This is a genomic window from Calditrichota bacterium (assembly GCA_013152715.1).
Lineage (GTDB): Bacteria > Zhuqueibacterota > Zhuqueibacteria > Thermofontimicrobiales > Thermofontimicrobiaceae > 4484-87.
The window spans coordinates 1-24,842 of record JAADFU010000096.1 but is presented as its reverse complement, the minus strand read 5'-3'; the positions used below and the strand labels follow the sequence as shown (position 1 = coordinate 24,842).

20 protein-coding genes are annotated in these 24,842 nt (G+C 44.2%); all 20 read right to left on the bottom strand.

Features of this window, described 5'->3' with window-relative positions; translation table 11 throughout:
• Positions 1–3: 3 nt before the first annotated feature.
• A complete protein-coding gene (locus GXO74_08030; GenBank protein ID NOZ61617.1) occupies positions 4–1,815 on the bottom strand; it encodes a flippase-like domain-containing protein in 1,812 nt (603 codons plus the stop codon).
• Positions 1,816–1,833: 18 nt separating this feature from the next.
• The gene (locus GXO74_08025; GenBank protein ID NOZ61616.1) at positions 1,834–2,820 is read right to left on the bottom strand and encodes an NAD-dependent epimerase/dehydratase family protein; all 987 of its coding nucleotides are present in this window, start codon (positions 2,818–2,820) and stop codon (positions 1,834–1,836) included.
• 45 nt (positions 2,821–2,865) lie between these two features.
• On the bottom strand, positions 2,866–4,542 hold the full coding sequence (locus GXO74_08020; protein NOZ61615.1) for a glycerol-3-phosphate dehydrogenase/oxidase: 1,677 nt from the start codon (positions 4,540–4,542) through the stop codon (positions 2,866–2,868).
• A 28-nt stretch (positions 4,543–4,570) separates the two neighbouring features.
• Positions 4,571–6,457, bottom strand: a complete 1,887-nt coding sequence (asnB, locus tag GXO74_08015; protein ID NOZ61614.1) for an asparagine synthase (glutamine-hydrolyzing) — start codon at positions 6,455–6,457, stop codon at positions 4,571–4,573.
• Positions 6,457–7,650 (bottom strand): glycosyltransferase family 4 protein, encoded by a 1,194-nt coding sequence (locus GXO74_08010; protein NOZ61613.1) that lies wholly within the window; start codon positions 7,648–7,650, stop codon positions 6,457–6,459. Before GXO74_08010 ends, asnB begins: the two co-directional genes overlap by 1 nt.
• A 61-nt stretch (positions 7,651–7,711) precedes the next feature.
• Positions 7,712–9,169, bottom strand: a complete 1,458-nt coding sequence (locus GXO74_08005; GenBank protein NOZ61612.1) for a sugar transferase — start codon at positions 9,167–9,169, stop codon at positions 7,712–7,714.
• A 64-nt stretch (positions 9,170–9,233) separates the two neighbouring features.
• Positions 9,234–10,184, bottom strand: a complete 951-nt coding sequence (locus tag GXO74_08000) for an NAD-dependent epimerase/dehydratase family protein (GenBank protein NOZ61611.1) — start codon at positions 10,182–10,184, stop codon at positions 9,234–9,236.
• A gap of 12 nt (positions 10,185–10,196) precedes the next feature.
• Positions 10,197–12,341, bottom strand: a complete 2,145-nt coding sequence (locus tag GXO74_07995; protein ID NOZ61610.1) for a polysaccharide biosynthesis tyrosine autokinase — start codon at positions 12,339–12,341, stop codon at positions 10,197–10,199.
• The gene (locus GXO74_07990) at positions 12,263–12,532 is read right to left on the bottom strand and encodes a hypothetical protein (protein NOZ61609.1); all 270 of its coding nucleotides are present in this window, start codon (positions 12,530–12,532) and stop codon (positions 12,263–12,265) included. The genes GXO74_07995 and GXO74_07990 overlap by 79 nt, the downstream gene beginning before the upstream one ends.
• Positions 12,533–12,581: 49 nt before the next feature.
• On the bottom strand, positions 12,582–13,274 hold the full coding sequence (locus tag GXO74_07985; GenBank protein NOZ61608.1) for a hypothetical protein: 693 nt from the start codon (positions 13,272–13,274) through the stop codon (positions 12,582–12,584).
• A gap of 85 nt (positions 13,275–13,359) precedes the next feature.
• Complete coding sequence (locus tag GXO74_07980) at positions 13,360–14,079, bottom strand: STAS domain-containing protein (protein ID NOZ61607.1); 720 nt, start codon at positions 14,077–14,079, stop codon at positions 13,360–13,362.
• Positions 14,080–14,362: 283 nt separating this feature from the next.
• Positions 14,363–15,838 carry a glycogen synthase GlgA gene (gene glgA / locus GXO74_07975; protein ID NOZ61606.1) on the bottom strand — a complete coding sequence of 492 codons (1,476 nt, stop codon included), beginning with the start codon at positions 15,836–15,838 and terminating at the stop codon, positions 14,363–14,365.
• 56 nt (positions 15,839–15,894) lie between these two features.
• Positions 15,895–16,905 (bottom strand): galactose-1-phosphate uridylyltransferase, encoded by a 1,011-nt coding sequence (gene galT / locus GXO74_07970; protein NOZ61605.1) that lies wholly within the window; start codon positions 16,903–16,905, stop codon positions 15,895–15,897.
• Between the two features lie 109 nt (positions 16,906–17,014).
• Positions 17,015–17,836, bottom strand: coding sequence for a tetratricopeptide repeat protein (locus GXO74_07965; protein ID NOZ61604.1), 822 nt, complete (start codon positions 17,834–17,836; stop codon positions 17,015–17,017).
• A 20-nt stretch (positions 17,837–17,856) separates the two neighbouring features.
• Entirely contained in the window at positions 17,857–19,059 is a 1,203-nt protein-coding gene (locus GXO74_07960) for a porin family protein (GenBank protein NOZ61603.1), read from the bottom strand.
• A gap of 343 nt (positions 19,060–19,402) precedes the next feature.
• On the bottom strand, positions 19,403–20,635 hold the full coding sequence (gene rodA, locus GXO74_07955; protein NOZ61602.1) for a rod shape-determining protein RodA: 1,233 nt from the start codon (positions 20,633–20,635) through the stop codon (positions 19,403–19,405).
• Entirely contained in the window at positions 20,625–22,409 is a 1,785-nt protein-coding gene (gene mrdA / locus GXO74_07950; GenBank protein NOZ61601.1) for a penicillin-binding protein 2, read from the bottom strand. The genes rodA and mrdA overlap by 11 nt, the downstream gene beginning before the upstream one ends.
• Positions 22,409–22,912 (bottom strand): rod shape-determining protein MreD, encoded by a 504-nt coding sequence (gene mreD / locus GXO74_07945; protein NOZ61600.1) that lies wholly within the window; start codon positions 22,910–22,912, stop codon positions 22,409–22,411. Before mreD ends, mrdA begins: the two co-directional genes overlap by 1 nt.
• Before the next feature lie 5 nt (positions 22,913–22,917).
• The gene (gene mreC, locus GXO74_07940; protein NOZ61599.1) at positions 22,918–23,718 is read right to left on the bottom strand and encodes a rod shape-determining protein MreC; all 801 of its coding nucleotides are present in this window, start codon (positions 23,716–23,718) and stop codon (positions 22,918–22,920) included.
• 101 nt (positions 23,719–23,819) lie between these two features.
• Positions 23,820–24,836: a rod shape-determining protein gene (locus tag GXO74_07935; protein NOZ61598.1), complete on the bottom strand. Its 1,017-nt coding sequence runs from the start codon at positions 24,834–24,836 to the stop codon at positions 23,820–23,822.
• Positions 24,837–24,842 lie beyond the last annotated feature (6 nt).

Here is a 24,842-nt window from a genome sequence, read left to right as displayed (position 1 = left end):
TTATTATTTTTCCTTTTTGTTTTCCCCATTCTTCCTGCGATCGCGGATTGTTTTGGCGGGAATACCCACGGCGATGGAATAAGGATCAATATTTCCGTTCACCACCGCATGAGCGCCGATAATCGAATCTCTTCCCACGTGAGAGCCGTCCAAAATAGCCACACCAGCGCCGAGCCAGATATTTTCTTCCAGCACAATCCCGGTGGCCGTCCGTCCCTGATACAATACAGGCACATCGGTTCGGTCGGCGACATGATCTCCGCCCACTAAATAGCAAAACGCTGCCATGAGATGATTTTCTTTGATCACAATGGATCCCAACGAAGAAATCACACAATTAAAGCCAATATTCACATTATCTTCCAAAATAATGTCGCCGTCATGACATGTCAAAATTGTATTTCTTCCGACGAAAACACCATTGCCGATTTTTATCCCTTTGTTGCCGTCGCCTTTCGCATCCAAAACGCAGTGGTCGTCAATTACCACATTATCGCCGATATGAATTTTGTGCGGATGCCGAATAGCAATGTTGACGCCAAAAACAACATTTCTGCCGCAACTTCCCAAAATGAGCGGGTAAAGCTTTTTTCTCAAAACAAGGCCCAGCGCGCCAGGAACCCAACTTGTCAACGTCATTACCAATTCAAACTTTAACAAATTCCACAAGCCTTTTTTTCCTAAAACGAGTTCCTGATACTTTGCCATTGCCGATGTTTTTTGATCAAGCAGCTCTTTCTGCGTATCTAAAATTTCCTCTCTGGTCTTGGTTTCGGTTGTTGCCATTTCGCTCTCCTTTTCCAAAAAAGTTTTATCAATTTTTCCTTCTTTTCTAAAAATATATAAAACACCGCCAAAAATTCCCAACGCTAAAATCATGGCGTAAGCGATCCAGGAAAAAGCGATCGCCTGCGCCGTGGTCACGCCGTACAATCCCAGCAAGAAAACAAACAAGTTTTCCCGGATACCGATGCCATTGATGGAAAGCGGTATCATTTGCAAAAACAAAGCGATGGGGATAATAATCCAGAATTTCATAAATGGAACATGCAATCCCATGGCTCGGGAAATCAAAAAATAGTGAAAAATCACATTGATTTGTAAAAGCAAAGAAAGCAGCAGCGAAACTACCAACGCTTTGTTTTTTCCTCTTAAATTGACAAATGCTCCGGAGAATTTATTCACAATTTTTCGAAAAATGCCGAATCCCGGAAGGTTAAAAATTTTTGCCAAAATTCGCGCTTTTCCCTGTTGTAGAAAAATTCCCTGCAAAACAAGCCACATCAGGACAAAACACAGAACGACCCACAGCCACAACAACGGCACATGCTGGCCGATTTCCCGCGTCAACGCCACCGCGATGATGGCAAAAACTACTAACGCAAACATACCGATAAATCGCTCCACGCCGACAGTGGCGATGGATTTCAATTTCGGAAATCCTTTTCGCCAGGAATCGTAAGCGCGAACCGCGTCTCCGCCAATGGTGGACGGCAAAATGTTATTGAAAAACATCGCCACCGCGTAAGATTCAACCAGATAAGAGACCGGCAAATCCATCTCCTGCGCCAGGGCAAGTACCCGCCAACGATAAGCGCTGGCGTAATATCCCACCGCGTGCAGCGAAAATGACAGCAGCAAAATCCACGGATCCGCAGACTTAACCGCCGCCCAAATTTCGGACAGATTCGTTCGGTTCAACAAATAGTAAATCAACGCTGCACTGATGATTCCCTTGATCAATGTGAAAAGATGCCGGCGCGGACTTTTCTTTGCCATCTGGTCTTTGCTTAATGTCGTTCTTTCTTTTGCCATAGATTTTCTCTATTAAAATTAAAGTAGATTGTTTTCTTGATACCAATCAGCGGTAATCTTCAAACCTTCTCTTAAGGAAACTTGCGGATTATAGCCCAATAGCCGCTTTGCTTTAGAAATATCAAACGCTCGGTCTTTGGTGAAAAACTCCAGTCTCCGGCGATAAAGTGGCGGATGAATGCGAAAAGGATAACACGCCGCCTCGCACAAAACAGCAGCAATCCAGACCGGCAACAGGGGTACCCTCTTTTTCGGCTCAGGCACGCCCAAAACCTCCGCCAGAATCTTCACATATTCATTCAATGTCACGTACTCATTTCCGCCCAGCGTAAAAACTTCCCCGACAGCCTCTTTCTTCTCCCCGCAGAGAATGATGCCCTGCACCAAATCTTTCACATAAGTTAAATGATAGAGCACGTTCCCGCTGCCGATCATGCGAAACTTTCCGCTGTTCACAAATTTGAAAATTTTCAAAAAACGCGTATCGCCGGGGCCGTAAATTCCCACCGGCCTGAAAACCACGCCTTCGATGTCATGTTCTCTGAAAAATTGTAACGCTAATTTCTCTCCCTGAACTTTTGATTCCTGGTAATAGTCCAGCGGATTGTACGGATCTTCTTCTTTTGCCGGAGGATTTTTGATTTCACCCTGCACGCCAACCGTGCTGCAATGAACAAACCGTTTCACTCCGGCATCCAGCGCGCTCTCCAACAAATTTTTCGTTCCGCCCACATTCACGTCAAAAAACAGATGGCGCGGTACATCCTGCTCGCGAAAAATTGCCGCAATGTGAAAAACAATCTCTGCATCCTTCACCGCGGAAGCCAGGGTCTCTTTTTTCGTCAAATCGCCAATCACAACTTCAACGCCCAATTTGTCCAATTTACTCCTATCCTGCCCGGGCAGCGCCAACGCTTTGACACGGTAGCCTTTTTTTACCAATTCTTCAGCCAGATGTCCGCCTGTAAATCCGGTCGCGCCGGTCACCAATACTGTTTTGTTCATATTTTTTTGTGCCTCGATTTTATTGATTGGAAAATCCGAATATTTTTAAGCCGGAATGTAAATTTGCTCAACTTCCTGAATTTCCGTCTCTTTTTTTTCCTTTGACCAGCCTAGTTCTTTGGCCATGATTTCCGCCGCTTCGGCGACAGCTTCCTCCCCCGGATGGCCGGCAGAGCCAAGGTCTGTCCGGCGTAAAATGACATCGGCTAACTTTTGCGCCATTTCTTTCCTCACGGCGTGAATCACCTCAGCGCGCAAAACTTCATCCGATCCGTCAAGCTTCCGCAAATTTTCTTCACCTTCGCGTTCGTATTCGAGAATTTCGTCCATGGCAGAGCCGTAGTTGTGGCTCAAATGAGCGACCACTCTGCGGTCGAGTTTTTCGGCGAGTTGCTCGCTTCGCTCATTCACAAAATCTTCGAACATGTCAATCTCACCGCCGTAAAGCCGAATTCTGTCCGTATGGCTGAGCGGCGACTTTTTTCCCATTTTTTTAAACACAAAATCCACCGTCTTTTTCGCCACATCCCGCGCTGTCGTGTATTTCACGCCGATGGCAGTAATCAACCCCTGAATTTTATCTTCTTTGTAATGGTCAAAAATTTTATAATGACGCATCAGTTGTACTTCGCCGGTTTTAGGATTAGTGCCATCCATGGGCAAAAACCCGCCGTAAAAATAAGTGACTTCTTCGCGCTTGATTTTTGCCGTCGGATATGCTTCATTCACATCCGCCAGAAACGACGCTATTTCTTCCTCGGTAATTTTAAATTTATCTTGATCGCCGTAGTAAGGGCGATGATTGGTGCCGATGATCGTCTTCCCGCGCCAGGGGGCGAAAAATAAAATCCGATGGGCGCGGTATTCTCGGCCGTCCTCAAAAACATGGCGGTACGGTCCCGACAAGCCGGCTGCATATTGCCCCATAATATCGCGATTGACGACAATATTCATCGCTGTCGATAAATTGAATTTTTTCCGAGGAGTTCTTCCGTTCAGATCTGCCAGAATTTTGTCCACCCAGGGACCGGCATCGTTTATCACCATGTTTGTCCGGATGACAAAATCATCCCCGGAGATCATGTCGTGAACTTTGACGCCGGCAATTCGATCATTCTCCAGAACGAAACCGCTAGCTTTCACATAATTTGCTACCACAGCGCCTTTATTCGCCGCAGAAATAACGTAATGCAATAAAAGTCGCTCTGTATTGTAACATTGGCAATCGTACCACAAGGCGCCGCCGTTCAAATTGTATTTATCATAACCGGGAATGAGTTCTTTCAACTTTTTCGGCGACATGGTTTTGCTGAGCGGCATATACTTGTGCGGATCCGCGAGACCATTGCGATCAAAGCCAACGATATCATTTGCCAGCAAAGCCAGCGCCAACGCCGGTCTGCTTTTTAATTTCCAACTATACGTCGGCATCAAAATCGGCAGCGGATGGACAAAATTAGGCGCAATGTACATTAAAATTTTTCTTTCCCGGATTGACTCGCGCATTCGTTTGACGTCAAATTGCTGCAAATAACGCAGTCCGCCGTGAATAATTTTCAGACTATTCGCCGAAGTCGCGCCTCCGAAATCGCCTTTGTCAATCAACGCTACTTTTAATCCCCGCAATGTCGCGTCCCAGGCCGTCGCTGCGCCATAAATTCCGGCGCCAATGACAACCAGATCATATTTCTCATCGCTCATTTTTTTCAAATTTCTTTGCATTTACCTCTCCACATCAGTCATTGACTCATCATTTCATGTACAAATCGCTCCATTTTTCAAACATCATCAGCGCCCACAACCGATGGCTGTGGTTCTCTTTGCCGCTCAAATGTTCGGAAATGAGCCGCTCGACAAAGCGAGAATCAAAAAATCCTTCTGCTTTAATTCTGTCTGAATTCAGTAAATCCAGCATCATCGTTTTCAATTCATTTTTAAGCCAATTTTTGATGGGGATGCTGAATCCTTCTTTCCCGCGATATAAAATTTCTTCAGGCAGATATTTCCTCATTGCCTCTTTCAAAATCACTTTCGATTTTTTGCCCTGCAATTTGGCGGTGCCCGGGATAGAAGCCGCCAGTTCTACGACGCGATGATCCAGAAACGGAACCCGTGCCTCCAGCGACGTCGCCATGCTCATGCGATCGACTTTCACCAAAATATCATCCACGAGATAAGTTTTCACATCCACGTACATCTGTTGATTTACTTCATCAGTTGTTTGCGCCGCGCTATGCTCAAAATAATCCAAAATAAATTGATACGGAGAGGCGTCCGACATACCGGACCTCATTTCCGGTGTGTAAAGCATTTCCCGTTCTGCATCCTGTAAAAAAATCATCCACCGCGTGTGTTGCAATTGCGACGGCAATTTTGTGCCTTCCACAAATCTCTTGGCGCGATTAATCAGTCCCTTCTTTTTCGGCGAAGGTGGTAATGAATCAACAAGTGGCCTGACCATTCCTTTTTTCAGCCAGCTTGGCAATTTTGCGTATTTGTTGGCAATTTGATGCGCCAAATAAGTATCGTAGCCGCCGAAAAGCTCATCTCCGCCGTCTCCGGAAAGCACAACCGTCACATGCTCACGCGCCATTTTGGAAACCAGGTAAGTCGGAAAAATGGAAAAATCGCCGAACGGCTCATCCAGGAAATGAATTAAGCTCTCCATCAACTCCAGTGCATTTGGCCGGATGATGGATTCAAAATGTTCCGTCTGATATTTTTGGGCGATCAACCGCGCGTAGTTGAGCTCATTGTACGTTTGATCCTCAAATCCGATGGAAAAAGATTTCACCGGCTGATTCATCACCTGCGCCATGAGCGCCACAATCGTGCTGGAATCAATCCCGCCGCTCAAAAATGCGCCCAAAGGCACATCACTCATCAAACGGATTTTTACCGCATCCTGCAAAACCTCGACCAATTTTTCCTGCGTTCTTTGCGGATCAAATTCGTCCTGCCCCATCTGCAGATTCCAATAAGAACGCAAATAGATTTCATTTTCTTTCAGCGTCAGAGTTTGACCGGGCGGCAATTTTCGAATGTCCTGAAAAACACTCAACGGCGCCGGAATATATTCAAATGTCAAAAAATTGTCCAGCGCCTGCAAATCGATGCGACGCGGCACTTCACCCGCCTGCAAAATTGATTTTATTTCTGAGCCAAAAATGAATCGTTTTTTATCGAAAAAATAATACAGCGGCTTGATGCCGATGCGGTCGCGCGCCACAAAAAGCGATTTTTTTTTCTCATCCCAGATGGCAAAAGCAAACATGCCATTCAGTTTTTCCACGCATCGCTCGCCGTATTCCTCGTAAGCGTGAATGATGCTTTCCGTGTCTGCCTTGGTGGCAAAGCGATGGCCCCTGGCGATCAATTCCTTGCGCAATTCCTGATGATTGTAAATTTCTCCGTTAAAAACAATCCACACGTCACCGGTTTCGTTGGAGATGGGCTGTTTTCCCGTCGCCAGATCAATAATACTCAAACGCCGCATTCCCAATCCGACTTCCCGCTTGACGTAAATTCCCTCGTCGTCAGGTCCGCGGTGCACAATAGCGTCGGTCATTCGCCTGAGTTGGCTTTCTTCGACGCGCTGGCTAAAATTTGTATGGACAACTCCGCAAATTCCGCACATTAATTTTTCTCTCCGCTTTCGTGCCGACTGTTCAAATACTCGTAAATTCCGCTTAATTTTTTCACATAAATTTCAAAGCTGTATTTTTCGGCGGCCAACTTTTTAGCATTCCTGGAAATCTTTTGTTGCAAGTTTTCGTCCTGCATTACTTTCAATAGCCCCTGGGAAAACGACTCGGGCGTGCACTCAGTGAGCATCGCGACATCAGGATTCAATACTTGGGTGTGCGTCGTATGGTTTGTGGCGACAATCGGCTTCCCTGAGCGCAAATACGAATAAATTTTCAACGGCGTATTATTTCCTTCAATTCGCGGCGTGACCAGTATGTCCGCAATTTCGACAAATTTGGGCACCCAATCAGGCGTCACCTGTCCCGTAAACCGAAAATATTGTGAGAGGTTATTTTTTTCTACCATCGTTTTGTATTTTTCAACCTGATCGGGATTCCCGCCGACGAGCACAAATAATGCCTGATCTGTTTTTTTTACAATATTCCTGCTGGCGTCTATTAACAAATCCAGACCCTGATAAGGCTCAAAAGTCCCGGCGTACAATATTATTTGTTTAGAATCCAAATCATATTTTTTTCTGATTTCGTCAGAACCGACCTCGGGTTCGCTAAAAACGAGACTGTTATCAGCCACGTTCTCGATCAATTCCTGTTTTTTCTCAGGCCATTTTTCATGCACATAATTGAAAAGTTCAGGGCAAATAGTGATCACCGCCTCAGAATTTTGGATGGTCATATTTTCCAACGACGCGAATATTTTGATCAAAAATTTCAATTTTGTGAATTTGAAATTTGTTAATTGCTGCGGCAAAGAAGAATGCATATCGTACAGATGAACTGTTTTGAACCATTTCGCCAGCCAAACGCCGAAAAAACCAGCCTCTTCGTGAGTGTGGATCACATCGTAATCATTTTTGAACAACAGCGCCCACGATTTCATCAATACAAAAAAATCAACAATAATTTTGCGTTTTGACGGGCCGACCTGAATGCTTTTGACAAAAGGCACTTTCAAAATCCGGTGATAAGTCACATTTTCAAAGGGAATTGTTTGACCAATATGATAAGTGACCAGATCAATCTTGTGTCCCAAACTCGAAAGCGTGTTTAGCCGATGCAACACACTCAGCGGTGTCCCTCTTGGCGTAAAAAATGGTTGTGGCGCAATCATCAAAATTCTCATTGTTGATTCCCCGGTTGCAGTGCTAAAAATTTTTTATTTTTCAAATTGATGTTGCCGGTTTTTAGCTGGCGCCGTACCCGAACGAAACAACGAACACGGTTTTAAACAAAAGTTTGATATCCAACCACAAAGACCAGCTATCGATATACTCCAGGTCCATTTCCATCCAGCGATCAAAATTGACATTATTGCGTCCGCTGACCTGCCAGATGCAAGTCAGGCCTGGCTTTAAGCTGAGACGGCGCCGTTGCCACAGTTCGTACATTTCGACTTCCACCGGTAAAGGGGGGCGCGGGCCCACGATGCTCATGTCGCCCTTTAACACGTTGAACAGTTGAGGTAGTTCATCAACGCTAAGCTTTCGAATGATCCTGCCGACTCTGGTGATTCGCGGATCTCTTTTTATTTTGAAAACCGGGCCGTCCATCTCGTTCATCTTTTCCAGCATTTTCTTTTTCATCTCGGCGCCGACTATCATTGACCGAAATTTGTACAAAGTAAATTTTCGTCCATTTAAACCAGAACGCGTTTGCTTGAAAAGAACAGGGCCCTTTGATTCCAATTTAATAGCAATGGCAGTAATCAAAAGCACCGGCGATAACAAAAGCAGCATAATTAAAGAAATGACAATATCCATGATTCTTTTTATGAACAACTGCCATTCATTGGCGTGAAACGTCTCAAATTCTAACAGCGGAAACTCTTCAAAATTCGTCTGTTTGATTTTCGCGATGCGTAAGTCGTATAAGTCCATGGAAATCGACGTGGCGATTCCCTCGCGCTCGCAGGCTAAAATTACATCGTCCAGTCGATGCAGCCAGAGTCGGGGGACAACAAAAATAACGCGATCGACTACTTTCCTGTGTAAAATAAACGGGATATCCTGCAAACGGCCAAGAACGCGATAGCCTTCGATTTTTTTTCCGTACATTCCATGTTCATCATCGATCAAACCGACAATTCGCAAGCCCCAATTGGAATGACTTTTTACGACACGAATAAAGCGCCGCGCTCTTTTTCCGGTTCCAACCACGAGCAAGTTGATCTGATTGAACCCGCGCTCATGCATCGCATCGAGTAACGCAAATAAAATTTGCTTCTCAATTATCAAAGCAAGAGCGGTCGTGACAGTGAATACGCCGATATAAAGACGACTGGCATATTTCATTTGTGACAGAAAAAAAATGCTGCCGAAAACAAGCACTGACAATAGCGCAGATTTAACAATATTAGTTAATTCCTTGAGAAATGTACGCGTTCGAAAGTCTCGATAGGCATTGAATGCGTTCAATAAAATCAGCCACGTCGGAATCACTGCCAGGGTCAAAATTGCATTCTTCTGGGAAAAAAACAAAAATCCTTGAAACGTTGGCTCACTCGCGTAAGCCATCTCTTGAAAATTCGTGATTGAACGAATCAAGTCATCTATAAAATATGACGCCACAAACGAAAGTGCGACAATAATCGCATCCGTCGTTTTTAAGATATTGGCGATAAAAGCCTCTTTTTCTTCTACCATCTAACCCCTCATCTCATGATGCCGGCCGTTAGCTGCATTCCCACGCTTGCTCCCGTACAAATTATTAGTCCTGATTTTGCTTGAACCACTGAATAAATTGACGAATTCCCTGTTCAACGGGAACCTTCGGACGATAGTTTAGATCCTGAGCCGCTTTTGAAATATCTGCATAAGTTATCTTCACATCTCCCGGTTGCGGTGGTAGCCATTTAATGCGCGCCGTTTTGCCCACTTCTTTTTCAAGCAAATGAATCAATTCCATCAATTCGACAACTCTCGACTCGCCCAAATTGTAGATTTGATAGCCTTGGCAATGTTCAATGGACCGAACGACGCCATCAATGATGTCAGTGATATAGGTAAAATCGCGTTTAACTTTGCCATCTCCATAGACGGGTATTTCTTGATTGTGCGCGATTAATCGCGTAAATTTATGTATCGCCATATCAGGCCTCTGCCGTGGGCCATAAACGGTAAAAAACCGCAGACAGGTGACCGACATTCCATACAATGCCGAATAAGTAAACGCTAACAGTTCACTTGCTTTTTTGGTCGCGGCGTAGGGAGAAATCGGATTGTCCACATTGTCACTCTCGGAAAAAGGTACCTTTTTGTTATTTCCGTAAACAGAAGAAGACGACGCCATCACGAATTTTTCAATCTGATGCTGCCTGGCCATGTCCAGCAAATTCAATGTGCCTCTGACATTGACCTCCTGATACAACTTTGGTTGCTGCACAGAAGGTCTGACGCCAGCTCGGGCCGCCAGATGGACAATGACGTCGAAATCATTGTCATCGAATAATTTTTTCAGTAAATTTTCATCCAGAATATTCCCGCGCACCAGATCAAATTTTGGGTGATCAAAAACCGCAGCAATATTTTTCTCTTTTATGCGCGGATCGTAATAATCATTAAAATTATCGAGACACGTAATTTGCCCCCCATCTCTGAGCAGCCTTTCTATCAGATGCGAACCGATAAAACCAGCGCCGCCGGTAACCAAATAATGCATATACACCCTCTCTTAATAATGATAATAACTATATCCTTCGTGACCAAAATCCGCCGACGTCCCGTTTAACACTACGCCTAAAATTCTCACCGGGACATTTTTAAATAACTCAAGTTTTTGCCGAGCAACATCTCTATCCGTGACGCCCGAACGAACGACAAGCACTAAGGCGTCAACTTGAGTTCCCAGAACAATGGCGTCTGTCGCGGCGTTAAGCGGCGGACTATCAAAAATGATCATATCATATTTTCGTCTTGCCTCATCCAAAAATCGCTGCATTTGATGCGACCCTAACAACTCAGACGGATTTGGCAGCAAAGAGCCGCAGCTAATGAGAGAAAGGTTGGGAATAAGAGTCTCATTGACAATATGCTGAAAGCCGACCATTCCCGTCAAAAAGTTCGTCAGTCCGGGCTCTTTGGGCACGCCAAACGTGTTGTGCAACACGCCCCGTCGCAGATCAGCGTCAATGAGCAGAGTGTTGCTCTTGTGCTGCGCCATGGAAATGGCAATATTTGCAGAGGTAAACGATTTTCCGTCACCCGGTGCGGCGCTGGTAAGCACCAAACTTTGCACCCGGCCGGTATTTTTCGAATACACCAAATTCGTCCGCAACGACCGATACGCCTCGCCTATCGGCGTCGGAGAATAGTCATAAGTGACCAACTGTTGGTCTATCTGTTTTATTTTTTCCGAATCCTGATAATCATGAATCTCGTCAAAGTCAATGTTAGGAATCGTTCCTAAAACTTGCAATTTTAAATATCGTTTCACATCCTCCACTGTTTTGATCGCCTTGTCGAAAAACTCCAGCGCCAGCGCAACGCCGAGCCCCAACATCAAGGCGAAAGCACCGCCCATGACCGCCTTTTTTTTCTTGTCGCGGACCATCGGTTCGTCGGGGGTAATCGCCGGATCCAAAATATCAACGTACTCCGTCTCAACTGCGTTCGTCAGTTGCGCTAATTGTGATTTTGTAAGCAATTGCGCATGAATATCTTCTTTGGCTTTCAACTCGCGTTGCAATTCAGTTAGTTGGTATTCTTCTTCCGGCAAACGTTTCAATTTGTAGTCCAGCGTCCCTTTTTCCGTCTGCAACTCAGAAATTTTCTTGTTCAAATCTTGTAACTGATTTAAAGATTCCACGCGCACCGCACTCCGGACTTCGCGAATCTGCGCCGCTAATTTTTTTGCATCTTCATGCTCGGCAGAAAATCTGGTGACTACTTGATTGTAACTTTGCACCAAATCAGTCAATTGATTGCGTAACATTCCCATCTTCGGATTATTTGCAAACGTGGGAAGCTCCGTAATTTGCTGATAGACATATTTCAAATCCTCATCCGGATTTGCTCCGGAATAACTATCAATTTTCGCGAGAAGCTCTTTTAAGTCGTCGCGGCTTTTTACGCTCCCCGACAATTCGCCCTCCACCAGAGCCAGATCTCTGACCGATTCCTGGGTTTCTGAGTTTAAGCTAACTTTATGTCGACTCTTGAACTCTTTCAATCTCTGATCAGTTTTGGCAAGCTCTTGCTCGCTATACTGAAGTTGTTCGTCAATTGTCTTTTTATAATTTTCTATGGCATTTTTTTTAAGCAGCTTGCTCTCATTGACAAAAAGAGCAGCCAGGCGGTTTACTTTTTTTGCCACCATTGCCGGATTTGGATCTGTCATCGTGAGCATTAAAATGCCGCCACCGCCAGTACGTCGCACCGCGGTATTCGCCTGGAATGCCTTGACGGCGCTGCGCATACTACGAATGGAAAAAAATATTTCTTTTGGCAAATTACGGACGTTAGAATGCAATGCAAAGGAAAAACCATTTTGCGTCTCATGCAATTTACCGATAACGTCTTCTAATCTGCCCTGATCAATAGCATTCTCAGATTCATGCACAATTCTATATATGGTATAAGTCCCATCGTCTTTCCAGCGCAAGACATATTTCCCGCTCACAGGAGTGTTGGTTGTCTGAAATTCCTGAAATACTTCCACTCGATTTACCGACAGTGGGTCGTCCATGCTCAGCGTCAGTCCTAATTGCGCAACAACGCGCCCGGCAAAAGATCGACTGGTCAACTCGATGATACGGCTGTCGTCAATGACATAACATACTCCCCGCCACTCGCTAAATTGCGGAATCGTATGCGACAAGTTGCTTCATAAACCGGAGGCTGCTTTTTCAGATAATATGCCCATGGAACAGTGATCATAAGCGTGATAATGAGAATCAACCACTTCCGCTTCCACAATACCATTAAATAACGCTTGAAATCAATATTAAAGCTCTCGTCGCCTAACTCATTTTCAAAGTAAATCTCTTTTTCAAAATTATTCGAGTCCATATTTGCTCGACTCCCCTCAAAATAAACAATACTTCGACCTTGCCGGTTTCTATTTTTTGTAATTTTGCCAACGAAGAACCAAGAAATACAATGAAGCAATACTCATTCCGAATCTGAGATAATCAAAAATTTCTCGGAGGCCGAAATGACGTTTTGGTTTCGCAACAATTTGATCACCGGACTGCACACCGATATCCTCCAGCGAATACCCTTTTTCAAATCCTGCTAACAAATTTTCAATTACAACTTCGTCATTGCGAACCACGCTGATGCTATTCAAATCACAATTCCCTTGAGGCCCGCCTGCTTTTTCGAGCACATCCCACAAAGAGGCCTGCGGATTCACCCGGTAAGCGCCAGGCTTATAAAATGGGCCACTGATCGTGATACGAATTAATGGCGTAATGGAAATATAGGGCTCGGTAAAATACGACTTATAGACCTCGACCAGCTTTTCCGCCAATGTGTAGCGATTATAGCCGACAACCTTAAGCGCTCCGACCAAAGGCAACAAAATATAACCCCGGCTATCGATCGCATATTCGCCGCTGATATTAATCACCCCTCTGTCCTTTTGCTTGTAAACATCTATAAAATTAATAGATAATGCGTCGCCCGGGTAAAATTCGTTTTTTGCAACATAATTTTTCCCTTGCGGAAAAGAAGGTTTGAAAAGCGTCAAGCCAATGATTACGATCAGAGCAAATTCAAACCCAAAGCCACGTTTCAAATGATCCTTCATGATTTGCATCCCTCATTTTGCTTTATGATTATAACGCCAACGCTATTTTTTTGCAGAAGCAAAAAATCATAAAATTTATTTTTTTTCAACGCGAACGATAGAAACGATAACGTTTTTCTTTTGTATCCAAACTATATTTTTTCAGAATATCATATATTTTAAAAATGCTGACTTTCTCAAATCCAAATCGCTTCACATTTAGTTTTTTCCTCACCTGCCACACCCCTCCGTCAGGATCCTCAATTACGATCAATTTGATTTTTTCGACCAACGGTAGCATTGCTTCATCTACTTTAGGTTTTGTAAATTTGAATCTGGAGCGGGCGCGGCGTTCTTTGGCTCCGTCTTTAGTAGCAATTTCTCGCGGCAGAGCGATTTCAATTTCATCGACTTTTTTCGTCGGCGTATTTTTGCTCCATTGTTTTCCTTGCGTAATATTATTTCCCATACTTATATCAAAATCATTCAAGGATTCTTCTATCGTGTCGTAGTAATCTAAAATGCGATGAAACTCTAACATTTCAAACACGTCATAAACTTCCGGCGTCATTTGTACGACTTTCAAATCACCGCCGTTTTCCCGAATATTTCGGATTTCGCCGACAAAAACGCCCCAGCCCGCGCTGCTGACGTAGTTTACTCTGCTCATATCGACAACGAGATGATACACACCATCATTAAGCAAGTTTCTCAAACGATTTGATACTTCCGTGGACGTCGTGGTATCCAAAAATCCCTTGAGTTGAAGCAGGGCAATGTTCTGTCGCGCGCCGACATAATTGAAAGCAATGTCAATTCCTTGCATGAAATTTCACCAAATATTTTTTATGAGACACACTTCACCCTTCAGTAATGGCATAGTGCACAGCAAATTCAATGCCACTAACTTGTTAAGAAAACTTCATCTTCTCAACGCTTAAAATAAAGAAATTAGGAACAAAATCATCCTGAAAGAAAGGGCGGGGAATGTACTTGTGCGAAACAATGTATTAGCGTGGGACACGATAAACAATGTTTTTTATGAAGTTAGCGGCAACACAGCGCTCGCCAATCGCAATAAATTGAAAGATTAACGGGATAACTCCATTTCACATGAGCTTTTGATATAAATCCACATAAAAAGGAACGACCTTTTCCCATGAAAAATCCTGTTTCATTGCCCGCTGGATCAATTTTTTCCACGTAGCTTGATTTTTATAATGATTTAATGCTCGCTTCAACGTCGCCAACAGGGCCGCTGATGAATATTCTTGAAAAACAAAGCCATATCCTCTCTTGGTCTCATCTGAAAAATCCTTTATGGTATCTGCCAGTCCTCCGGTCGCGCGGACAATGGGAATCGTGCCATATTTTAAGCTATAGATCTGATTTAAGCCGCAAGGTTCAAATTTGGAAGGCATCAGAAAAAAATCCGCGCCAGCCTCAATCAGATGCGATAGCCGATTATCAAATTTCAACTGAACTGATAATTTATTTGCATATTTTCCGGCTGCTTGTTCCAAAATGCGTTGATATTTTGCTTCTCCGACGCCAAGCACTACAAGCTTCAAATCAAATTTCATCAACTCCCTGAGCGCGTCACAAATCAAATCAAATCCTTTTTGCTCGGTGATTCGCGAAATCATGCCGACCACCGGCACATCTGCCTCAAAGGGAAGCCCAACGCTTTCCAACAATGCTTTCTTATCCAAAAGCTTCCCTGAAAGATCAGAAGCGGAATAATTGTGCGGAATCAATTTATCAGTTTCCGGATTCCAGTTACCGTAATCTGCTCCGTTGACAATCCCTGCAAGGTCCTTTTTTCGTTTTCGAAGATATTCCTCCAAACCGAATCCATACTCTTTAGATTGTTGAATCTCTTTGGCGTATGTCTTGCTAACCGTATTTAATAAATCAGCCGTCAAAATTCCGCCCTTGAGATAGTTTACTTTGTTCCATAATTCAAGTGGGTTATTTTTAGAAAATTCATCTTGGGAAATCCCAATGAAAGGCAAAATATCTTTTTCAAAAATACCTTGAAATGCAACATTATGAATCGTCAATAACGCGCGCGTGTGCTCAAAGAAGGGGTCCCCGGCATACGTTGTTTTCAAAAAATACGGAATTAAGGCAGTTTGCCAATCATTGCAGTGGATAATATCAGGCTGCCAGTGGAGCGTTTTCAAAATTTCCAGGGCGCTTCGACTGAAAAATGCAAAGCGCTCCGCATTGTCAGAATAGTCCAGGTTTGTTTTTGGATCCAGGTACAAACCTTCGCGCTGAAAATAATCGTCATGATGGACAAAATAGACCTGAACTTTGCTGTTCGGCAAAAATGCAGATTTCACGCTGGTTAAAAGAACCTTATTTCCCATGGGAACTTCAATATCCCGCAACCGTATCACATCGCGCAAGACATATTTTCTGTCATTAATAAATTTGTATTTAGGCATGAAAATTCGGATGTCGTGTCCCGCATCTTTAAGATATTTTGGAAGCGAGCTTGAAACGTCGCCGAGACCACCGGTCTTTGCAAATGGCGTCACTTCAGAAGAAACATACAAGACTCTTAATTGGTTTTCCATTATCTCCAATCCCTATTATATCACAAAACAAATATTGGCGAACGCAACTGTCCCGATCAGCCCACTTCTCTTAGCCGTCGGGCTGCATCTTCGGGGCGAACCTCATTAATATAAAATCCTGTGCCCCGTTCAAATCCAGCTACATTCGTCGTGACAGGTAGTATTTCCGCGTGCCAGTGAAAATATTGAGAATTCCCACCCTGAAAAGGCGCTGTTTGGATTAAAAAATTATAAGCTTCCAATCCAATTGCGCGATCAATTCGATTCAAAACATCCTTTAACAAAATAGCAAAATCATGAATTCGGCTATCATTTTCTTGCTCAAACATGGAAACATGCCGCTTCGAAACCAGCCATGTTTCAAAAGGAAAGCGCGAGGCGAATGGCTCGAAGGCGACATACTCAGCCGATTCTCGCACAATCCGCGAAGAATCTTCCAGTTCATTGGCAATGATATCGCAATATAGACAACGTTTATTTTCTCTGTAATATTTTTGCAAACGACGCAATTCAAGTGCAAATTTTGTAGGCAAAATCGGTGTGGCTATAATTTGTGTATGGGGATGAGATAAAGAAGCCCCTGCTTTTTTCCCAGCATTTTTAAAAATCAGAGCATATTGGAGTTTATTATTTTTTTTGATATCTTTAACTCGTTTGCTGATTACCATCAAAATACGCGCCAATTCATTAATTTTCAAGGTAAATAGTTTTGCATTATGATCAGGAGTTTCGATGATCACCTCATGCACGCCGACGCCGGGAACGGAGTTATACACAAAATTGTGACGCACAAAAACTCGAGAAGTTTCAATTAAAGCAGGAAATTTATTTGGAACAACACGCACCGACCAACCAGATTGATCGGGAAAAGTATTTTTTGCGCGCATGGATTCTATTTCGGGCGGCGTTTGAAATTCATTTCCCGGACAAAAAGGACATTCGTAATCAACAACCAAGTCTGAACTTTCTTCTTCGATTGGTCGATTACTGCGTTCCGGTGAAATAATCACATAGAGACCAGTGAGCGGATTTTCGCGAAACTCAGAGACTATTTCTTGTTCAAACACAAGCCCCACAACCTATAAATCTGTTTGATTAGATTATTTCTCCTGCCGACAAAAAACAAAGGTCGAAGATGATTTTCTTCGACCCGTTCGTATTTTGTGAAATTTGCGCCTATTGTATTTTAGCTAAAAATTCTCGCGCTTTACCCACATACTCGCTGTCGGGATAATCATTAATGAGCCGTTCAAATTCTTCCGCCGCGCGCGCCCGATCTCCGAGCCGAAAATAACAAAGCCCTATTTTTAGCTGAGCGTCGGCCATTTTATTGGATTTTGTAAAGGAAAAAACTTTTGTAAATTCGATAATAGCCTGATCGTAATTTCCCAGGCCGTAGTAACATTCCCCAATCCAATAGCGGGCATTGTCAGCCAAAGAATTAGAAGAGTCAATCGCCAACAATTCTTCGAACATTTTTATTGCCGTTTTGTAATTCCGATTATAATATTCCTGCAACGCCGCTTGGTAATCTTGTTTATAATTTCCGCTAATAGTCGGCGTCCCGCTCGCTGATGCGGCTGCGGGTTTTTGCGTTTCCAACTGGTCCAGCACCTTATCTTTCTCTGCGACACTCGATTTCAGATTAGCAATCTCCGCCTCTTTGTCCGCCAGTTGCTGTTCAAGCGTATCAATTTCTTTCTTGAGTTGATCGTCTGACGTCGACGCCGGTTGCTGCTCTACTGTGCTCTTTTCTTTCTGATCTTTTTTAATGCCCAGCAGTTGCAAAACCTCATCTTCACTGGCTGCTTTATCCTGCTGTGGCGCTTCGCTCTGATTTATGATATTAAATAATTGATCAATCTCCGCTTGATTTTGCGCATTTGACGTGTCCGCCGGTTGCCCGCCAACATCCACGGGCGGCTGATTTGAAGCGCATCCCCAAATCACCAATGCGAACAATCCGACAAAAAAGACAAAAATTTTTGACGAGTTCATGGTTTTATCCCCTTTCACAATTACTTTTGTTTTTTCAACATTAAATATCCCGAACCACCCCAACCAATGAGTGCAGCAATACTGCTGACAATTCGCCATACCTTGGGATGCGAAATGACTTCCACTCTCACAGGAAGCTTGGGCAAACCAGAATAACCGATTCCGCTAATCGCCTCATCGATGGCAATGACGCAATATTCCAGTCCCTGCGGCAAAACATATCTCCCGGGAATTATGCCCTCGTATGCGATTCCACCTTTTGATCTGAGTTTGCCAACTTTCCAGCCACTCGTTCCTACTGGGCGATAAATCACAGAAGCGATTTTCAACTTAGAATTTTCATAAATATCCGCTTTTATCTTAATATCGTGTCCCTGCTCCACACGGTGTACCGGATTGTGTATGACTACCGGCGGCTGGTTGTCCACCTGGGTGCTATCAACTTCGCCCGCCACTCCCAAGGTCGGAACTTGCGCCATATCATCAGGAACGCCGTCGTGATCCAGATAGCCATCGGGATCTTCCGGTATTTCTACTTTCAAATCGAGCTCATCCGGAACCCAATCATGATCTTGATCGCCCCGTTTGCTGGTACGAAAATAATAAGTAAATCCGCCATAGATATTAACAACGGCGTCATTTAGCGGATGCCTATGGTTGACAAAATCAGAATTCAAATCATCCAACATATCAGTCAAAGAGTATCTGTATGTCGCGCCGATATTAAAGTAGATATCTCGATTCTGGGACAAGGCAATCTCTACTCCGGCGCCGCTTTTCAAAAAAGAATCATATCCTTTTTTGGCATTTCCGGTAATTTCGTTGGTATCGGTTTTTCCGTCAATCGTGTAGTCCCAGGCAAATCCGCCACCGCCTAAAATAACATACGGATTAACGCGACTTAAAGGAAAAAAGGAAAATTTTAGGTGACCTTCGTAAGGTATGATTATCGTCTTGAAATTTTTATTTTCTTCGCCATAAACCTGTCCGCCGATCGTGGCATAACCACTTTCAAAACCAACTGCCAAAAATTCAAACAGATTGTAGCTCAGAGTGCCGTAGTACATCGGCTGAAATGGAGGATTGTCAATGTCGCCATCCAGGCGGCTGAGACCTACGCGAAGGCCAATAGCCATGTTTGTCTGCTCACCACCGGCAAGGAGAATTCCGGGGATAGTCAAAAAAGTGATTATTAGTCCCAATAAAATATTTTTAGGTTTCAAATCTATCCTCCTCTATCATAACTAAAATAGTTTGATAAACTTATTACTAAAAATTTATTAAAATTTAGCTAAAAAGTCAAGGTGTTTTTTTTATTTTAACAAATAAGTAGTAAAAATTACCAATAAAACAAAGAAATTAACATTCACATAATTAAAAAATGGTTAATCTTCGACATATTCGCTGGATTCTTAAAAATATTTTCTGCGATAACCGGTTATCGGTCACCTGATCTACCCGTCAAAAATCGTATCGAAACAGCTCCGTTCAAATTTTGTGCTTCGAGACTCTAATATTTTACTCCATTCGCTGCCAAAAAAGTTCCGCCCAGATTGTTAATTCGTATCAAAAATATTGATAGCGGCGAAACGAGGCGTGCAAAATAAAACCAGCCATCAGAAAACAGGTCGCCATGAACGAGCCGCCGTAGCTCAAAAATGGCAAAGGAAGACCAGTCACCGGGAAAATTCCGACCGTCATGCCGGTATTTACCACAATATGAAACGCCAACACAATCACAGCCCCGAATGTGAGCAGACTCAAAAAACGATTTTTGACGACTGCACTGACATAGATGCCGCGCAATATTATGAACAAAAATAAAGCCAACACAAAAAAACTTCCCAGAAAACCAAATTCTTCGCCTATCACCGAAAACACAAAGTCCGTGTGCTGCGCCGGCAAAAAACGCAGTTGCGTTTGCGTGCCGTTCAAAAATCCTTTTCCGGCAAATCCCCCGGAACCAATCGCGACCTTTGATTGGATCACTTGATAACTTAGCCCATAAGGATCCGCCTCGATTCCCAGGAATGTCAAAATTCGATGTTTTTGATAACCATGTAATCGATTCCACAACAAAGGCGTGATCACGCCGACGATAATGCTCGAGCCAAACAACAGCGCTGAGACTGCCAGCCCGCGCTTGAAATAAAAAGATAAAGCTACGATTGCGACAATGATCACAAAAAAAGTATAAAAATTAAACGACGCCGCCATCACCAAAAATGGCGTCACTATCGCAAACGCGTAAAATGACGGCAGCCCCGCCCAATAGAGTATGGGCAACACAAACGCGAGGAAAACCAACGACGTGCCCAAATCCGGTTCAACAAAAATTAGTAAACAAGGAAATCCAACAATTGCAAAGGCGAGCAAAATATCCTTCAGACGCCGCAAATCTCTATCCTCATCGCTCAAATATTTTGACAATGCTAATAAAGTCCCAACTTTTGCCAGTTCCGAAGGTTGAAAACGAACTCCCCCGATGACGAGCCAGCGTCGGATAGATTCTCCATGACTAAAAACGAGCGCCATCAGCAGCAAAATTATGCAAAAAGCATAAATCCAATAGGCAGACAAATAGAGATATCTGGTCGGCAGAAGGATTACAGCCAATGCGATCATGATGCCAATCATCATCCAATAAAATTGTTTCGAAAAATTATCGCTCACCGCGTCTGAGCTGCCATAATGAGAAGCGCTGAAAATTGCCGCCAGGCCCAACAGCGCCAAGATCATTATCGCAGCGATAACCAGTGCATCGCCCGGGAAAATCTTCATTTTCTGCTCAGTCGACATGGCTGAACTCCGTTGAAAAATAAGTTTTCACAATCTCGCTCGCAATCGGAGCCGCCTTATGACCGCCGGAGCCGCCGTTTTCAATAATGATACACATCGCAATCTCCGGATTTTCGTACGGAGCAAAACCTACAAACCAGGCATGAGGCGCGCCGTGGGAATTTTCCGCAGTGCCTGTTTTTCCGGCGACTTCGATTCCCCATTGGCGCGCTGCCTTCGCTGTGCCATTTTCTCCGTTCACCACGCGCCACATTGCCTGGCGTAATATTTCAAATGTTCTCTCGGAAACTCCTTTTATTCGATTCGCTTTGTATGGCGCCCATTCCCGCTCTTTTGTCAAAGGATCTTCTGTATAACGCAATAGATGAAATGGCAGATACTCGCCGCGATTGGCAATAACCATCGCCAACCGCGCCATCTGAAGCGGCGTCACCAGCACGTCGCCCTGGCCGATCGCCTGATTTAATATCAATCCCTTTGTCCAGCGATTTTTGCCGTATTTTTTATCCAAAAATTCACGATCGGGAATAACGCCCCTGCTTTCCCCGGGCAGATCAATATTCGTGACTTGCTGGAATAAAAATTGTCTTGAAATTTCCGCCCATTTGTCCAGGCCGACTTCCAAAGATAGTTGATAAAAATATACATTGCACGACTGCTCGATAGCTTCGACTAAATTTAAAACGCCATGGCCGCCAGGTTTCCAACAGTCAAAGGTTTTTTGGCCTAACCGATAGGAACCGGCGCAATTGAATTTTTTTGTGAACGGATTGACGCCATTTTCCAGCGCGGCTGCTGCCAGCACTAATTTGTACGTGGACCCCGGCGGATACAAACTTTGAATGGCGCGGTGAAAAAGCGGCTTTTGCGGATCAGTAACAATCTTTTGCCATTCATTCGGCGCAATGAATTCGGAGAAAAGACGCTGCGGGTAATCGGGCTTGCTCACCATTGCCAGAATTTCTCCGCTTTGGCAATGGACGACAATCGCGGCTCCTGTTTTGCCTTCCATTTCCCGTTCAAGCAAGCGCTGAAGACGTGCATCAAGGGAAATGTGCAAATTTTTTCCCGGCACAGGTGGGATTTCCGGCCTGTCGGTCAGTGTACGCACTTCTCTGCCCAAGGCATCGACTTCGACATACCTCTGGCCCGGCGTGCCGCGCAAAATTTGATCATAATATTTTTCCAGACCGCGCTTGCCGACAAAATCGCCAATTCTGACTCCCGGATAAGAGCCGCTTTTGATCTCTTCCTTTGTAATTTCGCCGACATATCCCAACAGGTGAGCGGCATTAGCGCTGTCTGGATAGTAGCGCCGCGGCTCAACCTGTACACCCACGCCGGGCAATTCTAATTCATGTTCTTCAATCTGAGAGAGTGTCTCAAAATCAACAAAACTTTTGACTGTCACCGGATTAAAAGGCCCAATCTGCTTTTTTTTAATCTTTCTCTTTAACGCTCCCTCATCTTCAGATAAAATTTTCGCCGCGAGTTGCAAAACCGTGTCATTTTTCAGAACCTCAAAAGGAATCACAAAAACATCGTAAGCCGCATGATTTTCCACCAGCACGCTGCCATTGCGGTCAAAAATCAATCCGCGGTTTGGTTTTAAGATCACTTCGCGAATGCGATTGTTTTCCGAAGCGCGTAAATATTGCTCTTGCTCATATACCTGCAAATAGAAGAAACGCCCAGCAAGCCCCACAAAAACAAAAATAAAAAATAGAGAAAGCTGACTTTGCCTCTGCTTCAGATGTTGCCTGTGATAGTCCATCAAAACGATTTAACCATTTTTGTTTGCCAAAGTCGATTTTGAAAAAGAAAGTAAATCACCAACGAAATAACAAAAGTATAAATCGTGCCTGGTATTGTGCTTCGCCATAAAACTTGCCAAAAAGACATCTCGCTGCCAAGTGAAAATAAAAATTGGTGCAAAATTTCGTGAATGAAAATGAGCAGTAAAAATGAGCCGGCGAAATAGGTCAGCGGATAATCACGATCAGCACGCTGAAAATTACTGCCTATTAACGCAACGATTAATTTTGTGAGAGCGGATAAACCCCAAAAGTGGGTGGCAAACACATCCTGCAATAATCCGGCAACAAAAGCCACCAGCAGCGCCATTACTCTATCTTCGCGAAAACTCACCAGGAGAACTAAAATCAAAATCAGATCGGGAGTTGCGCCATAAATTGAAAAAAGATGCAAAAAACCTGTCTCCACCCAAATGAGCAGCAAAGCAAGAATCAAATATTTTATGAAAGAAATGATCGACATCCGCTCTATTTCAGTTGCTCAAAAATTTTCCGCCTAATAATAAAGACTTCTTCTATCTTATTAAAATCGACGCTTGGTTTTAGTTTAATGGTTAGAAACAATGAACGCGGATCCTCGTCCAATTTCACAACTTTGCCGATGGGCAAACCCGCGGGGTAAATTTCGCCGTAGCCAGAAGTGACGACCAAGTCGCCAATTTCCACATCAGCGCGACGCGCCACATTATTCAGCAAGCAAACGTCGCCACCGCGCCAACTCACAATTCCGCGAACGCGGCTGCGCTGCACTACCGCACTGACGCGAAAATTTCGATCTAAAAGCAATTGCGCCAGACAGGCGTCATCTCCGACGCGATACACTTTTCCTACCAAACCGGCGGGAACGACCAACGGCATATTGCGACGAACCTTGTCCCGAACGCCGACATCAAGCGCCAAACTGTGAACCAAACCATGCTCGCGACGACCAATAACTTTCGCCGGGAGCAATTCCATTGACATCGTTTTTTTGAAATCGAGCATTTTTCTCAAACGCTCGTTCTCCAGGCGCATTTCCTGCAGCGCATTATTTTCCAGCGCCAGCCGCGTATTTTCCTGAAGCAATTGCTGGTTTTCATGCGACAAATGAAAATAATCTGTGACGCGCGTCCAGTCGTGATGCGCGATGCCCATTAATCCTGCCATCCACAATTTGACCGTCTCCACCTGGCGATTTTGATTGGAAAAAATCAATAGCAAGGAAATCATCACCAGCCCGGAAAAGACGAAATAATCGCGATACTGTTGTACTATTCGCTTCAATCGCATGAGCTTAATTCACTCAATGTTTTTAAACGCACAAAAGCCGGACCAATCGTCCAGCTTTGAAATGAAATCCGGTTTTTTTAAATTCTACAAAAAGAAACCTGCTAACTGCCGTACTCGCGCTTGGTTTTGGTCAGCACTTTTTGATATTTGTAAATATCCGTTAAAATCGTACCCGTGCCCATAACGACGGCTTTGAGCGGATCATCGGTAACAATGACCGGCAAATTTGTTTCCTGCCGAATTCTCTCGTCGAGACCTTTGAGCAGAGCGCCGCCGCCGCTCATGATGATTCCTCGATCCAAAATGTCTGCGGACAACTCGGGCGGAGTTCGCTCCAGGCACAATTTCACCGCTTCAACGATGGAATTCACCGGTTCAGTTAAAGCTTCCTGGACTTCACTGCCAGTAATTTCCACTGTTTTGGGAATTCCCTCCAGCAAATCTCTTCCTTTGAGTGTGAGTGAAGATTTTTCATTGTGCGGCGCAGCCGAGCCTAATTTCATCTTAATCATTTCCGCTGAATTGTCGCCAATGAGTAGGCTGTATTTTTTCTTGAAATATTGCACAATCGACTCATTCATCTCATCGCCGGCGATGCGAATAGAAATATGAGTGACAATTCCGGACAGCGCAATAACCGCGATTTCCGTAGTGCCGCCGCCAATGTCCACGACCATACTTCCCACAGGCTCCTCGATAGGCAGGTCGATTCCAATTGCCGCAGCCATCGGCTCATCCACCAAATACACTTCGCGGGCGCCAACATGTTCGGCAGCATCGCGGACAGCGCGTTTTTCCACTTCTGTAATTCCCGACGGAATGGCAATGGCAATGCGCGGTCTGACAAATCGACTCACTTTTGCCTTGCGAATGAAAAAACGAATCATTTGTTCGGTTAATTCAAAATCCGCAATGACGCCGCCCTGCAGAGGCCGAACTGTGATGATTTCTCCCGGCGTTCTGCCGACCATTTCCTTGGCTTCATTTCCATAAGCCACAATTTCCTGCGTGGCCTTTTTCACTGCTACCACAGAGGGTTCGTCGACAACAATGCCTTTGCCTTTTATGTAAATGAGTGTATTTGCTGTTCCCAGGTCAATCGCAATATCGTTAATCATTAAATC

Bases quoted from the DNA above. Each gene is read 5' to 3' on its own strand.
- GXO74_07990 (NOZ61609.1), bottom strand. From the start codon at position 12,532: ATGGACTCGAATAATTTTGAAAAAGAGATTTACTTTGAAAATGAGTTA.
- GXO74_08010 (NOZ61613.1), bottom strand. From the start codon at position 7,650: ATGAGAATTTTGATGATTGCGCCACAACCATTTTTTACGCCAAGAGGG.
- rodA (NOZ61602.1), bottom strand. From the start codon at position 20,635: ATGTCGACTGAGCAGAAAATGAAGATTTTCCCGGGCGATGCACTGGTT.
- mrdA (NOZ61601.1), bottom strand. From the start codon at position 22,409: ATGGACTATCACAGGCAACATCTGAAGCAGAGGCAAAGTCAGCTTTCT.
- mreC (NOZ61599.1), bottom strand. From the start codon at position 23,718: ATGCGATTGAAGCGAATAGTACAACAGTATCGCGATTATTTCGTCTTT.
- GXO74_08030 (NOZ61617.1), bottom strand. From the start codon at position 1,815: ATGGCAAAAGAAAGAACGACATTAAGCAAAGACCAGATGGCAAAGAAA.
- glgA (NOZ61606.1), bottom strand. From the start codon at position 15,838: ATGGAAAACCAATTAAGAGTCTTGTATGTTTCTTCTGAAGTGACGCCA.
- GXO74_08000 (NOZ61611.1), bottom strand. From the start codon at position 10,184: ATGCATTATTTGGTTACCGGCGGCGCTGGTTTTATCGGTTCGCATCTG.
- GXO74_07935 (NOZ61598.1), bottom strand. From the start codon at position 24,836: ATGATTAACGATATTGCGATTGACCTGGGAACAGCAAATACACTCATT.
- GXO74_08025 (NOZ61616.1), bottom strand. From the start codon at position 2,820: ATGAACAAAACAGTATTGGTGACCGGCGCGACCGGATTTACAGGCGGA.
- GXO74_07980 (NOZ61607.1), bottom strand. From the start codon at position 14,079: ATGCAAGGAATTGACATTGCTTTCAATTATGTCGGCGCGCGACAGAAC.
- GXO74_07965 (NOZ61604.1), bottom strand. From the start codon at position 17,836: ATGAACTCGTCAAAAATTTTTGTCTTTTTTGTCGGATTGTTCGCATTG.
- GXO74_08005 (NOZ61612.1), bottom strand. From the start codon at position 9,169: ATGGTAGAAGAAAAAGAGGCTTTTATCGCCAATATCTTAAAAACGACG.
- asnB (NOZ61614.1), bottom strand. From the start codon at position 6,457: ATGTGCGGAATTTGCGGAGTTGTCCATACAAATTTTAGCCAGCGCGTC.
- GXO74_07985 (NOZ61608.1), bottom strand. From the start codon at position 13,274: ATGAAGGATCATTTGAAACGTGGCTTTGGGTTTGAATTTGCTCTGATC.
- mreD (NOZ61600.1), bottom strand. From the start codon at position 22,912: ATGTCGATCATTTCTTTCATAAAATATTTGATTCTTGCTTTGCTGCTC.
- GXO74_08020 (NOZ61615.1), bottom strand. From the start codon at position 4,542: ATGCAAAGAAATTTGAAAAAAATGAGCGATGAGAAATATGATCTGGTT.